Below are 12,503 nucleotides of genomic sequence, written 5' to 3'. Positions count from 1 at the left end.
AGATGATGGCGCATACATGGATCAGTTGGTGGATGATTATAATGATACTGATCCGGAATTTCCGGTGAAACATGTTGTTACTTCTGATATGTATACCAAAATGTATACGGTTTTAAACTCTGGAAGTGGTATTCCTGATCTATCTATTATTCATGCTGATCGTGTACCAAGTTTTGTGAATCAAGATTTATTAGAACCGATGACAAACGTAATGGAGCAAGAATCTGGATTAACGGCAGAGAATTATCTTGAAGAGGCTTGGACAGCAGGGGTTGTTGACGATACACAATACACTGTTCCACTAGATATTCATGGGAGTGCCATGTATTATAACGAAGATTTATTAGCAAAGTATGGTGTTGAGCATTGGTTAGATGATAATGTTGTTACATTTGATGAAATGCTTTCTTTACAAGGTGAACTAGATGAAGGTGACTATGTATTAAACGATGCTTTATTAAGTTGGGTTTTATTAGCGCAAATTCAAAACTTGAGTGGAGACATTCAGGAAAATGGCGAACCAGCAGTGAATACAGATGTAATGAAACAATCTATAGAAGCGGTGAAGGAGCTTAACGATGCCGGATTGATGACGCCATATGGTGAGGATGGGTATTTGATGTTTCAATCAGGAAATGTTCTGTTCTCAACAGATGGTACATGGAGTTCTACAGGACATGCTCAAGTAGAAAATTTGAATTTTGGTGTTACTAACATTTATGCATTTGAACCAAATTCTTTCCATAATAGAGCATCAGCGCATTTATTTTCTATGTTAACAAATGAAGAAAGAACAGATGAGAAAGAATCTGGAATTGCAAGTTTTCTAGAGTATATTCGTGAAAACTCTATAGAGTGGGCAGAAGCTGGTCAGATTGTAGCGAGTACAGATGTGATAGAAGAACCAGAATATGATGAATTTATGCAAGCTTTCTTTACTTCTACCCCAGAGGAAGAAGAGTCGCTTTATATTTACACATATGAACATTATCCATATATACAAGAAGCAATGGATTCCTATGTAGCAGATTTGGTGCACGGTGAAATGGATATTGATGAAGGTCTTTCAGAAATGCAAAGTTTTGTAGAGGATAAAGTGGCGGAAGGTTCGTTAGATATTGAAAACGCTGAAGAAGAGGAAGAAGAATAAATATAAAAGGTAATGCATTAATATCTTGTTACTTAGTACATTACCTTTTAAAAGAGGAGGTCAGCTAAATGAAAGACAGAGGTAATTTAACTCCTATTTATTTCGTTGGACCACATATTATATTATTTCTGGTGTTTATTTTGATACCATCTGTATTTGGTATCTATGCTTCTTTTACAAGTTGGAATTTAGTAAGTGATCCCCAATGGATTGGATTAGATAATTATAGAACTATTTTGGCGGATAGTGATTCTACTTTTTATAATCAGTTTTTTAATGGGATGAAAAACACACTAATATTTGTAGCGCTGAGCGTGCCATTACTTATTATCATTCCTTTGGCGATTGCAGTGGCTTTAGAGCATAAAGAATTAAAATTTGCAAGCTTATTTCAAACGTTAGTTTATATACCTGGACTTGTTTCCATTTCAGCCGCAGCTTTAATCTGGTCGTTAATTTTTAATAAGCAATTAGGTGTTGCTAATAATTTATTAGGGTCCGAAGTTGTGTGGTCTGCAAATCAACCATACGCTTGGATAATCATCATTATCATAACCGTTTGGGCAGGAATCGGAGGGAACATGATCATTTATCGAGCTGGAATTAATGGAGTATCACAAGATTTATATGAATCAGCTGAGATAGATGGTGCTGGTCCAGTAAGGAAATTTTGGAGTATTACATTACCATCGATTAAATTTCCTTTAATCTATACAATGGTTATGACGACAGCTGGAGCATTTAATGTGTTCGCTCAACCATTAATGATGACAGATGGAGGTCCTCGCCAAAGTACAACCGTCCTAATGATGTATATTCGTGACTTAGCATTTAGTCATGGTGAGTCTATAGCAGGGCTAGCATCAGCAATGGCGGTCATGCTTGGTTTAGTTATTCTAGTTATCTCAGCCATCCAATATTATATTATGAATCGAAATGCAACTACGTAATATAAAATAAATGGAAATATAATGGTAGGGGTGAAATGATGAAAAAAAAGATCCACTTTTCTAAATATATAGCCTATATATTCTTAATTTTGGTAAGTGCTATTTGGACCATTCCGGTATTGTTTGGTATCAGTACATCATTTCGATCACAAACAGATGTAGTGAACGAGGGGTTTAGATTGTTACCTGTTAATTGGATTATCGAAAATTATGTCAATATACTAGAAAATACATCTACAGCTCCAATTTTACAGTGGTTATGGAATTCTGTTTTTATTGCTGTTATGCATACACTTTTAGTAGTTGTTGTAATATCAATAACAGGTTATGGCTATTCACGGATGAAATTCAAAGGGCGAGATTTATTATTCTTTACGTTATTAGGAATTTCTTTCTTTCCTAATGTTGTGAATTTGATCCCTTCTTATAGAATAATTGATGTATTAGGCTGGGTGAATACTCCGTGGGCTATGATCGTTCCTGGGCTCGCTGGGATGGGAAATATTTTTCTGGTACGGCAGTTTATGAAAGGAATTCCCATGGAGTTAGATGAGTCAGCAAGGGTTGATGGGGCAAGTGACTTTAAAATATTTTCTAAAATCATATTACCTTTAATTAAACCAGTATTAATTGTCTGTGGTTTATTCTCTTTTGTAGGGTCTTGGAATGACTTTTTATGGCCTGTCATTGTATATACAGATGTTGAAAAAATGCCAGTAACAGCTGGTTTGTTGCTTCTGCAAGATGTATATGGAAACTATCGTATGATAGGACAATTAATGGGTTCAGCTATTTTAGCAATTATTCCAACTTTACTGTTATTCTTTTTTGCACAGAAGTATTTCGTTTCAGCGATTAATTTAAACTCAGGAATAAAAGGGTAAAAAGAAACGAGGTGAATTCTATGAAAAGAGGTATAGAGCGTAAACTATTAATTGCAGGATCTATTTGGAATCTGGTAACAGCTTTGTTAACTATCTTTAGTTACAATTCTTGGTTTAATAGAGAAGGGGAAAAAGTTTTATTAAATTCAGATTCGAATACGATGATTGCGGGATCTCAAATGGTTAATAATATTTCCAGTATTATCTTTCTTTTTGGATTATTCGTGTTAATTGGAGCATTGGTAAATTTTATAATAGCGGTCAAATTAAAAGATAATGAAATTCAATATAAGCTAATGTCTTGGATTGGCATTTGGTCAGCTATTCAACTTTTGTCGATGGATGTTCTTGGTTTCTTAATATATATGATAGCCTTTGTTATTTATATATCAAAAAATAAAGCTATTAAATTAACAAACAAAGAACTTAAAAGTGCATAAGGCAATAGTCAATTAAAAATTGTTTATGATATAAGGGTTTTCCAATGCATGATTGAATAAAGCAATTCCCTCCATGAATTGTAAAATGAATGAACATTCAAAATAGATGGTGACTAACATCTATAAATATGAAAAAGGGACCATGTAGAATTGAGTGGGATAAAACTATTTATCAATCTGTTCTGCAAGATCTATTTTAAGATGACAGAATAACTATATATTATTTTCAAAAAATTATATTTATCGATTTTGGTTAATGAATATGTATATTAAATTAAATTAAAATAAACAATAATATATTGAAAAACATTATTTCATTCGATATAATGAATTCAAACACTAAACTTATACGGACAAATTAATGAATTTTTTATGTGATGTATGTATAAGTAAATGAAAGGGTGCATCAAATGGTAAAAGAAACCGTAAAAGCAAAAATAGTAGTGGATAAGGAATCTCAAATCTCAGAAATTGACAAACGAATCTATGGCTCCTTTATTGAACACTTAGGCAGGGCGGTTTATGGTGGTATCTATGAACCAGAACATCCTAGCGCTGATGAAAACGGATTTCGTCAGGATGTACTAGATTTAGTTAAAGAATTACAAGTGCCGATTGTTCGATATCCAGGTGGAAATATGGTATCTGCTTATAACTGGGAAGATGGGGTAGGACCTAGAGAAGAGCGTCCAAGTCGTTTGGAATTGGCTTGGCGTGTAACGGAGACCAATCAAATGGGAACTAATGAGTTTGTGGATTGGGCAAAAGCAGCAAATTCGGATGTGATGATGGCTGTCAACTTGGGGACAAGAGGGATAGACGCTGCCCGTAATTTATTAGAGTATTGTAATCATCCAGGTGGAACTTATTGGAGTGATCTGCGAAAATCGCATGGTTATGAGCAGCCACACCAAATTAAGACATGGTGTCTAGGAAATGAAATGGATGGTCCTTGGCAAGTCGGACAGAAAACGGCTCATGAATATGGACGTTTGGCTTATGAAACGGCGAAAGCCATGCGATTAGTGGATCCAGAGATTGAATTGGTGACATGTGGTAGTTCAAATTCAGATATGCCAACGTTCCCAAGCTGGGAAGCAGAAACATTGGAACATACTTATGAAGTAGCGGATTATATTTCATTGCACCAGTATTATGGTAACCGTAGTGGAGACACCGCTAATTATTTAGCGAAATCAATGGATATGGAAAACTTTATTGAAACGGTTGTTGCGACTTGTGATTATATCAAGGCAAAAAAACGTAGTAAGAAGAAAATGCACTTAAGTTTTGACGAATGGAATGTTTGGTTTCACTCGAATGAACAAGATAAAGAAATTGAGCCATGGACAGTTGCACCACCTCAACTGGAAGATGTATACACCTTTGAGGATGCCCTTCTAGTTGGTAGTATGTTGAACACTATGCTTCGTCATTCAGATCGTGTCAAGGTTGCTTGTATGGCGCAATTAGTAAACGTAATTGCTCCAATCATGACGGAAAATGGTGGCGCAGTATGGAAGCAAACTATCTTTTATCCATACTATTATACGTCGGTATATGGCCGTGGCGTTGCGCTTCAACCGCTGGTAAGTTCTCCAAAGTATGATAGTAAAGATTTTACGGACGTACCTTACCTAGACACAGCAGTAGTGCACAACGAAGAGAAAGAAGAAGTGGTTGTATTTGCGACCAACCGGCATCTAAGCCTTCCTCTTGAAGTAAATATCGATGCTCGTTCCTTTGAAGGATATGAGGTAGTAGAGCATGTCGTATTGGAAAATGAAGATGTCAAGGCAGTCAATATCGCTGGGCAAGAAAATGTGAAGCCGCATGCTAATGGAGAATCCAAAATGGACAATGGCAACCTCGTATCTATTTTCCCGAAATGCTCTTGGAACATGGTACGCTTGCAGAAAAAATAGAATCTATGTACTTAGATGGAGAAATACTTATATATTTCTCCATCTGCCTTATAATTAATGATTGAATTCCTCCTTAATAAAAGGCATGATAATAATTAGCTAGTCAAATTTATGAGTAGGAGGAGTTCAAACCTTGGAAAAACAGAAGAACTGGGCAGGAAACCTTATCTATCAAGCAAGGCAATGGCATGAGCCTGCTAGTATAGAAGAAATACAAGCAATTGTTCGTCAAGCAAATAAAGTTAGAGTAGTCGGATCGCGTCATTCCTTTAATGAGATTGCCGATTCTGAGGACGCCATTATTTCATTGGTTCGATTCAACCGCATACTTTCCTTGGATAGACAACAACAAACGGTCACGATAGAAGGTGGAGTCAGATATGGCGAGTTAAGCGCCTTTTTGCAGGATCAGGGTTTGCCTTATCTAATATGGCTTCACTGCCGCATATTTCTGTAGTCGGAGCGTGTGCAACGGCTACGCATGGATCAGGTGATCGGAATCAGTGTTTGTCTAGTAGTGTGAAGGCGATGAGTGTGATTACGGCGGATGGTGAATTGGTGAACTTCTTCAGAGATAAGCATAAAGAGGAATGGAATGGTGTTGTTGTCAGCCTTGGAGCTCTTGGCGTAGTTACGGAATTGACACTGGATATTGTTCCAAGTTATCAAGTCAGTCAGTATGTATTTGAGCATTTGTCTTTTTCTGAATTAGAGCAGCATGTTGATGATATATTTTCAAGCGCTTACAGTGTGAGTTTGTTTACTACTTGGCAAGAGGATGAGATCAACCAGGTGTGGCTTAAACAAATATGCAGCGAAGACGAATCTTCAGATGTACGTACAGATTTATATGGCGCTTCCTCTGCAAAAAAGAATTCTCATCCAATTATGGGGGTAAATGCTGTTAATTGCACCGAGCAAATGGGGGTGCCAGGACCTTGGTTTGATCGGCTTCCACATTTTCGTCTTGATTTTATGCCGAGCAGTGGGAGTGAGCTACAGTCGGAATATTTGATTCCGCGAGAATATGCGTTAGAAGCCATACAAGCGCTTCGTACCATGCGGCATGAGATTGCCCCTTTGCTACATACGAATGAGTTTCGGACTGTGGCTAAGGATGATCTATGGTTAAGCCCGAGTTATCAACAAGATGTAATGGGGATTCATCTGACTTGGAAAGACAAATGGGAAGACGTACAGCAAGTTCTTCCACAAATCGAAGCAGTGTTGAAACCTTTTCAGGCACGACCGCACTGGGGTAAGTTATTTACGATGCCAAAAGAGCGAGTGCAGTCTTTTTATGAAAAGTTACCAGCATTTAGACAATTATTGCAAGCGTATGATCCAAAAGGAAAATTCAGAAATGCATTTATAAACACCTATATTTTTTAATGAAGCATAGGAGGCTAAATATGTCTAACAAAGTTATCATTAATACAGACGCAGCGAAAGGAAAGATTAATAAAAATATTTATGGTCATTTTGCCGAGCACTTAGGACGCTGTATCTATGAAGGGTTCTGGGTAGGTGAAGATTCGGATATTCCGAATACAAACGGGATTCGGAATGATGTGGTAGAGGCACTGCGTCAATTGCATATTCCTGTTCTACGCTGGCCAGGGGGCTGTTTTGCCGACGAATATCATTGGAAAGATGGTATCGGCCCTCGCGAGAATAGAAAAAAGATGGTGAACACGCATTGGGGTGGTGTCACGGAAAATAATCATTTCGGTACCCATGAGTTTATGATGTTGTGTGATATGCTTGGTGCCGAGCCCTACATCAATGGAAATATTGGTAGTGGCACTGTACAGGAGATGTCGGAGTGGGTCGAATATTTAACCTTTGATGGTGACTCACCAATGGCCAATCTTCGCCGGGAAAATGGCAGAGATGATGCATGGCAGGTAAAATATTTTGGTGTTGGTAATGAGAATTGGGGTTGTGGCGGAAATATGCGTCCAGAGTATTACGCCGATTTATACCGCCAGTTTCAAACGTATGTTAGGAATTATGGAGACAATCGTATCTTCCGGATAGCCGGAGGAGCTAATGTGGACGATTACCACTGGACCGAAGTATTGATGCGTGAGGCGTCCCATATGATGGATGGTCTTAGCTTACACTATTATGTTCACCCGGGTGGATTCTGGGGTAAAGGGCCAGCAACAGGTTTTGATGAAGATGCTTGGGATATTACGATGCAGAAGACCTTATTTATGGAAGAATTGATTGAAAAGCATAGTACGATTATGGATAAATATGATCCGGAACAACGAATTGCCATGATTATTGATGAATGGGGAGCTTGGTATGATGTCGAGCCTGGCACTAATCCTGGATTCCTTTATCAGCAGAATACGATTCGCGATGCGCTGGTAGCAGGGGTGCACTTGAATATTTTTAATCAGCATAGCGATCGTGTGCAAATGACGAATATTGCCCAAACGATCAATGTAATTCAGTCCGTAATTTTAACGGATAAAGAGAAATTGCTCTTGACACCGACGTATCATGTCTTTGAAATGTATAAGGCGCATCAGGATGCCGAGCGTTTAGATCTCCATTTGGAGTCTGATTCTATTTCGTTAGGGGATCAGAACATACCGCAATTGTCAGCGTCTGCTTCTAAGGCAGAGGATGGGACCATTACAATCACCCTTTGTAACTTGGATAAGCGTGAGCCAGCAGATATCGTACTTGATTTACGCGGAGAAATGTTGTCAGATGTGTCAGGTCGAATTATTACGGCAGATGAAATGGATGCTCATAATACCTTTGATCAGCCGGATAAGGTGAAGCCGAAGATGTTTGAGCAGGTGGAGTTAAAGGAAAATAAACTCTCGCTTGTACTGCCAGCTAAATCAGTCGTGGCGTTGACGGTTAGCTAGAGATATATAAATAAAAAAGGATAGAGGCTGGACATGCAGGGCTTCTATCCTTTTTGCATCGTATTATTCCACCATAGACAATAATATCTTTTCCATTTCTTCCTTCGTTAAGATACCAGCATGAATGATCACTTCGTACTTTGGTTCTGGAATAACTACTTTCATTCCCTGTACATTTCCGGTGTCCATTTCTTGGTCATCATATCCATGAGTGAATGTGTAGCCATGAAGCACATAGATATCTATATGTTCATACCATGTTAGTTCATCTTCTTTCTTTGGATCGGTCTTCTCTGTACGTGTATAAAATCCCATTTCTCCATCTGTTTGTAAATAATCCAAAAATACGGTAGGATCTCGTCAAAGTGTGCTTCCTCTGTATAGATCTCTTCTCGTATCAACTCATAACCTTCTGGTACATATGTGGGATGATGAAGGGGATAATCAACCATCGCCTGAGCTTCTTCCAATGTATAAGTCGTTAAATCAGCTAGACCATATGGAATTTCAATTTCAAGATATCGACAATCGTATTTTCTTCATCACTTTCATCGTTTTGAATTTTGCAGCTCCTCTCCTCATTATTTATTTCATGTATTAGACCATTGACTCGAATATTTGGCTTTAAAAAATAAAGAATATTGTTGTTCAAAAAGAACGCTTGTAGACTAAAGTCACCATATTTAAGAAATTGGTAGTACGCAACTATTGCATGGTCAGGATCTTTCTGCCATTATCATAGTCTCTATTTTTGTAACACCGTCAGAAAATGTAGTATGATAAGATTAAATCGGATCACGAAAGGAAGCGATTACAATGTCATTAAAAGTAGGCGTTCAATTATTCTCTGTGCGTCAGTCGCTGCAAGAATCCCCATTACAAACGTTAGAAGACATTGCGAAGGCAGGCTATAAGTATATCGAGGCTGCGAATCATAATGCCCAAACGGATGATGGGGTCGGTTTTAATTTAACGGCAAAGGAAATGAGGCAGGCGTTGGATCAGTTTGGTTTAGAAATCGTCGGCTGTCATGTGAACCCGCTGGACTTAGACAGGCTGCCGGCGGTATTGGATTACCATCAGGAATTAGGAAATACACAGATCGGCTGTGATATTGAGTTCTTCCCTTATCAGGATAAGGATTATGTGCTCCGCCGCTGTGAATTGTTCAATAAGGTTGGCGAGATGTGTAAGCAACGAGGTATGCGTTATTATTACCATAATCATTATCAAGAATTTCAACAGTTTGGTGATCAGACCGTCTATGATATCATTATGGAAAATACCAATCCGGAACTGGTTTTTGCGGAAATGGATACCTACTGGATTGCTAGGGCAGGACAAGATCCATTGGAGCTCATTCAGAAGTATAAGGATCGTTTGGTGCTTTTACATCAAAAAGATTTCCCTGAACGTGCTTCACAACCGCTCAATATGTATGATGGGGTGATAGATCCTAATCAGGAAATTAACTTTGGCCTATTCGATGAAACGGTGGATCCGCAATGTTTTACCGAGATCGGGACAGGTGTGCTTCCCATTCAAGCTATTATTGATACGGCTAATACAGCGCCAAACCTTGATTATATTTTGTTGGAGCAAGATCATACCAGTCTGGATGAGATCGAATCGATTCAGAAGAGTATGAAGGCTTTTCAAAAATATACGGGGGTAACCTGGAAATAACAAAGTGAATAAACGAGGTGGAAACATGAAAAAGATTATATATTTTGATTGCTTTTCTGGTATCAGTGGGGACATGACGATTGCTGCCCTATTAGATACTGGCTGGTCGTTGGAGTGGCTGGAAGAGCAATTACAGGCCCTTTCCTTAGATGGAGAGTACCAATTGACGCTGGAAACCGTAGTCAAGAATGGGATCAGCAGTAAGAAGTTTGAGGTGCATTATCATGATCACTCGCATGCACACGATCATACGGAACAGCACTCGCATGCGCACGATCATGAACACGATCATCACTCACATACTCATGCAGATGGACACAGCCATACACATCATCATCACGGCCACCATCATCGTACATACAAAGACATTGTTAAATTGATAAAGGAAAGTGAACTAAATGATAACGTCAAAGCCTTATCGTTGGAAATGTTTCGCCTGATTGGTGAGGCAGAGGCAAAAATTCATGGCGTGAGTTTAGATACAGTCCATTTCCATGAAGTGGGTGCGATCGATTCGATTATCGATATTGTCGGAACCTCGATTATTGTTGATGCCTTGGAGGTGGATCAAGTTATTTTCTCTCCAATACCAGTAGGATTTGGCCATATCCATATTGATCATGGTGTTTATCCTGTGCCTGCACCAGCAACATTAGAAGTATTGAAAGGAGTGCCGTTAGCGGAATCTTCGGTTAAGGGCGAATTAACGACACCTACTGGGGCAGCGATTGTCCAAGCCTTAGCCAGCGAATTTGCTGCGACACCTGTTATGAAAGTAGAGAAGATTGGTTATGGGGCAGGCACGAAGACATTTAAGGATCACCCGAACGTGTTACGGGTGTTGATAGGAGAAGAAAATTAATATCACGAGTTATGTCTGAGAAATGGTCAAACAGCTAAAGGTAAAATATATGGATAAAGAGTTACAGCAGTTTCCTCTTTAATAAAAAATGAATGCTAGTTAAGCTAGGTTAGAACCGATGTATGTCATTTGAATTAAAGGTAGTGATTGACAAAGAAAAACAATGAGGTGACCAACATGCAACCGCCTAATTACGAACATACCGATACGGATATGATGAAAATAGAAGTAAACTTAGATGATACACCTGGAGAGTGGCTTGGTTATGTAATGGACAGGCTGTTTGCGTCTGGGGCAAATGACGTGTATTACACGCCAATCTATATGAAAAAAAATCGACCTGCTGTACAATTACAACTGCTCTGCGATAAGAAATTACTAGAGACGATGAAAGAAATATTACTGAAAGAGACAACTACTTTAGGTATTCGTTATTACCCGCTAAGTGTATATCGTATGGAGAGAGAGACAAGGCAGGTAGAGACAAAGTGGGGAAGGGTCCGTGTCAAACAAGGGCTGTATAATGGGGAATTATTAAAGGAATCCCCTGAATATGAAGATTGCCGCAGATTGGCAGAAGCAAATCAAATTCCATTAAAAATGGTCTATCAAGCTGTATGGAAACAGCTTAATTGAAAAGGATATTACATTGTTCGAGTAGTAATGACAGTGTAATCGACTAGCTTGCTTCATGCAACATGCAGTGAGAAAGAATCTTGCACTGCATGTTGATTCGCTTTATCTGACAGCAGCTGTACTGTTACGTTCCACTAATTCAGGGTGGAGTACAGGAGTTTTAATAGGCTGATCAGACTCTATTCGTTGAATGATCGCCTCGACGATTTCTTCTGCTAATACGTCGACAGGTACACCAATGCAAGTCATAGGCACCTCCATCGTTTCCATCTGTGGGATATTATCATAACTAATTAAGGAAACTTTTTCGGGAACCTGCATATCTTTTTCCTGCAGGGCACGTAAAATACCACCACTGATATCATAACTACCTCCTATAATAGCAGTAGGGGGTTGTTTCCATTTTTCAAAACGATTAACGGCTGTATAACCGTTTACCCAATCCAATCCTTGGGTATCTATGCAGGTCGGTTGAAGTTGCATGGATGTCATAGCTTTGCGATAACCAGCTGACTTTTCTAACTGTAAGGTATCACTGGTTTTGACATGTCCGATATAGGCAATATCACGATGCCCTAATTGGTACAAGTAATGAACAGCTTCTTGCATAGCTTGTTCGTGATTAGCATCAATGACAGGATAGCTGACACTGTTTTTCTTTTCCACGCCATAGGCGACAAGCGGAATGTCATCCTCAGGGATGGTATGCTCCGATTCTGCAAATAAGATCATCCCATCCACTTGAAATTTTTTAAAGGTTTCTTTGGCCACTTCAAGTGGATCGACGGAAAGGATCATCGAGTAGCGAGTAGCTGCAAATGCCTGACTAATATTGGTTACTAATGTAGCAAGGACGATTCGTTCAATCGTTGGCCAGATTAATCCTACCACATCTGTTTTTTTGCGCACCAATTGTTTGGCAGCCAGATTTGGTTTATATCCCATTTGTTCAGCAGTGCGCAAAATTTTTTGTTTGGTTATTTCCTTTACCAGCGGACTGTCATTCAACGCCTTGGATACTGTGGAATAACTCACATTCGCCTGTTTGGCAATATCTTTGATTGTTACATTCATCATAC

At 38.8% G+C, this 12,503-nt stretch carries 12 protein-coding genes and 1 pseudogene; 11 read left to right on the top strand and 2 right to left on the bottom strand.

Annotation, left to right across the window (positions count from 1 at the left end):
- Window position 1 precedes the first annotated feature (1 nt).
- The 8 genes and pseudogenes from E0E32_RS07175 to E0E32_RS07145 all read left to right on the top strand — a co-directional run.
- A pseudogene (locus tag E0E32_RS07175) lies at window positions 2-1,150 on the top strand (extracellular solute-binding protein); the annotation flags it as partial.
- Window positions 1,151-1,218: 68 nt separating this feature from the next.
- Window positions 1,219-2,100 (top strand): carbohydrate ABC transporter permease, encoded by an 882-nt coding sequence (locus tag E0E32_RS07170; RefSeq protein WP_130859392.1) that lies wholly within the window; start codon window positions 1,219-1,221, stop codon window positions 2,098-2,100.
- A gap of 38 nt (window positions 2,101-2,138) precedes the next feature.
- On the top strand, window positions 2,139-2,984 hold the full coding sequence (locus tag E0E32_RS07165; RefSeq protein ID WP_066188494.1) for a carbohydrate ABC transporter permease: 846 nt from the start codon (window positions 2,139-2,141) through the stop codon (window positions 2,982-2,984).
- Between the two features lie 20 nt (window positions 2,985-3,004).
- Window positions 3,005-3,424, top strand: coding sequence for a DUF4064 domain-containing protein (locus E0E32_RS07160; RefSeq protein WP_066188491.1), 420 nt, complete (start codon window positions 3,005-3,007; stop codon window positions 3,422-3,424).
- 410 nt (window positions 3,425-3,834) lie between these two features.
- Window positions 3,835-5,349, top strand: coding sequence for an arabinosylfuranosidase ArfA (gene arfA, locus E0E32_RS07155; RefSeq protein WP_130859391.1), 1,515 nt, complete (start codon window positions 3,835-3,837; stop codon window positions 5,347-5,349).
- A gap of 133 nt (window positions 5,350-5,482) precedes the next feature.
- Window positions 5,483-5,806: an FAD-binding oxidoreductase gene (locus E0E32_RS22610; RefSeq protein WP_286171789.1), complete on the top strand. Its 324-nt coding sequence runs from the start codon at window positions 5,483-5,485 to the stop codon at window positions 5,804-5,806.
- Window positions 5,779-6,741, top strand: a complete 963-nt coding sequence (locus E0E32_RS07150) for a D-arabinono-1,4-lactone oxidase (protein ID WP_286171787.1) — start codon at window positions 5,779-5,781, stop codon at window positions 6,739-6,741. Before E0E32_RS22610 ends, E0E32_RS07150 begins: the two co-directional genes overlap by 28 nt.
- A gap of 20 nt (window positions 6,742-6,761) precedes the next feature.
- A complete protein-coding gene (locus E0E32_RS07145; protein WP_130859390.1) occupies window positions 6,762-8,240 on the top strand; it encodes an alpha-N-arabinofuranosidase in 1,479 nt (492 codons plus the stop codon).
- Between the two features lie 63 nt (window positions 8,241-8,303).
- Here the strand turns inward: E0E32_RS07145 and E0E32_RS07140 are convergent, their stop codons facing one another.
- Window positions 8,304-8,582, bottom strand: coding sequence for a hypothetical protein (locus E0E32_RS07140; protein ID WP_130859389.1), 279 nt, complete (start codon window positions 8,580-8,582; stop codon window positions 8,304-8,306).
- A 474-nt stretch (window positions 8,583-9,056) separates the two neighbouring features.
- On the opposite strand from E0E32_RS07140, the gene E0E32_RS07135 reads away from it, so the two are divergent.
- The 3 genes from E0E32_RS07135 (at window position 9,057) to larC2 (ending at window position 11,424) form a co-directional block, all read left to right on the top strand.
- Window positions 9,057-9,926, top strand: coding sequence for a sugar phosphate isomerase/epimerase family protein (locus E0E32_RS07135; RefSeq protein WP_066188482.1), 870 nt, complete (start codon window positions 9,057-9,059; stop codon window positions 9,924-9,926).
- A gap of 25 nt (window positions 9,927-9,951) precedes the next feature.
- On the top strand, window positions 9,952-10,788 hold the full coding sequence (gene larC / locus E0E32_RS07130) for a nickel pincer cofactor biosynthesis protein LarC (RefSeq protein WP_130859388.1): 837 nt from the start codon (window positions 9,952-9,954) through the stop codon (window positions 10,786-10,788).
- 177 nt (window positions 10,789-10,965) lie between these two features.
- On the top strand, window positions 10,966-11,424 hold the full coding sequence (larC2, locus tag E0E32_RS07125) for a nickel pincer cofactor biosynthesis protein LarC2 (protein ID WP_130859387.1): 459 nt from the start codon (window positions 10,966-10,968) through the stop codon (window positions 11,422-11,424).
- A 102-nt stretch (window positions 11,425-11,526) separates the two neighbouring features.
- Here the strand turns inward: larC2 and E0E32_RS07120 are convergent, their stop codons facing one another.
- A complete protein-coding gene (locus E0E32_RS07120) occupies window positions 11,527-12,498 on the bottom strand; it encodes a LacI family DNA-binding transcriptional regulator (RefSeq protein WP_130859512.1) in 972 nt (323 codons plus the stop codon).
- Between the last annotated feature and the right edge of the window lie 5 nt (window positions 12,499-12,503).

It is taken from the genome of Gracilibacillus phocaeensis (assembly GCF_900626275.1).
In the GTDB taxonomy this organism is placed as follows: Bacteria; Bacillota; Bacilli; order Bacillales; family Amphibacillaceae; genus Gracilibacillus; species Gracilibacillus timonensis.
Note: the sequence above shows the minus strand (reverse complement) of the source record. Positions and strands in the feature narration are given on the sequence as shown.

What these genes read in the sequence shown, in the direction of transcription:
- larC (WP_130859388.1), top strand. Translation starts at nt 9,952, where the DNA reads ATGAAAAAGATTATATATTTTGATTGCTTTTCTGGTATCAGTGGGGAC.
- arfA (WP_130859391.1), top strand. Translation starts at nt 3,835, where the DNA reads ATGGTAAAAGAAACCGTAAAAGCAAAAATAGTAGTGGATAAGGAATCT.
- larC2 (WP_130859387.1), top strand. Translation starts at nt 10,966, where the DNA reads ATGCAACCGCCTAATTACGAACATACCGATACGGATATGATGAAAATA.
- E0E32_RS07135 (WP_066188482.1), top strand. Translation starts at nt 9,057, where the DNA reads ATGTCATTAAAAGTAGGCGTTCAATTATTCTCTGTGCGTCAGTCGCTG.
- E0E32_RS07150 (WP_286171787.1), top strand. Translation starts at nt 5,779, where the DNA reads ATGGCTTCACTGCCGCATATTTCTGTAGTCGGAGCGTGTGCAACGGCT.
- E0E32_RS07120 (WP_130859512.1), bottom strand. Translation starts at nt 12,498, where the DNA reads ATGAATGTAACAATCAAAGATATTGCCAAACAGGCGAATGTGAGTTAT.
- E0E32_RS07165 (WP_066188494.1), top strand. Translation starts at nt 2,139, where the DNA reads ATGAAAAAAAAGATCCACTTTTCTAAATATATAGCCTATATATTCTTA.
- E0E32_RS07170 (WP_130859392.1), top strand. Translation starts at nt 1,219, where the DNA reads ATGAAAGACAGAGGTAATTTAACTCCTATTTATTTCGTTGGACCACAT.
- E0E32_RS07160 (WP_066188491.1), top strand. Translation starts at nt 3,005, where the DNA reads ATGAAAAGAGGTATAGAGCGTAAACTATTAATTGCAGGATCTATTTGG.
- E0E32_RS07145 (WP_130859390.1), top strand. Translation starts at nt 6,762, where the DNA reads ATGTCTAACAAAGTTATCATTAATACAGACGCAGCGAAAGGAAAGATT.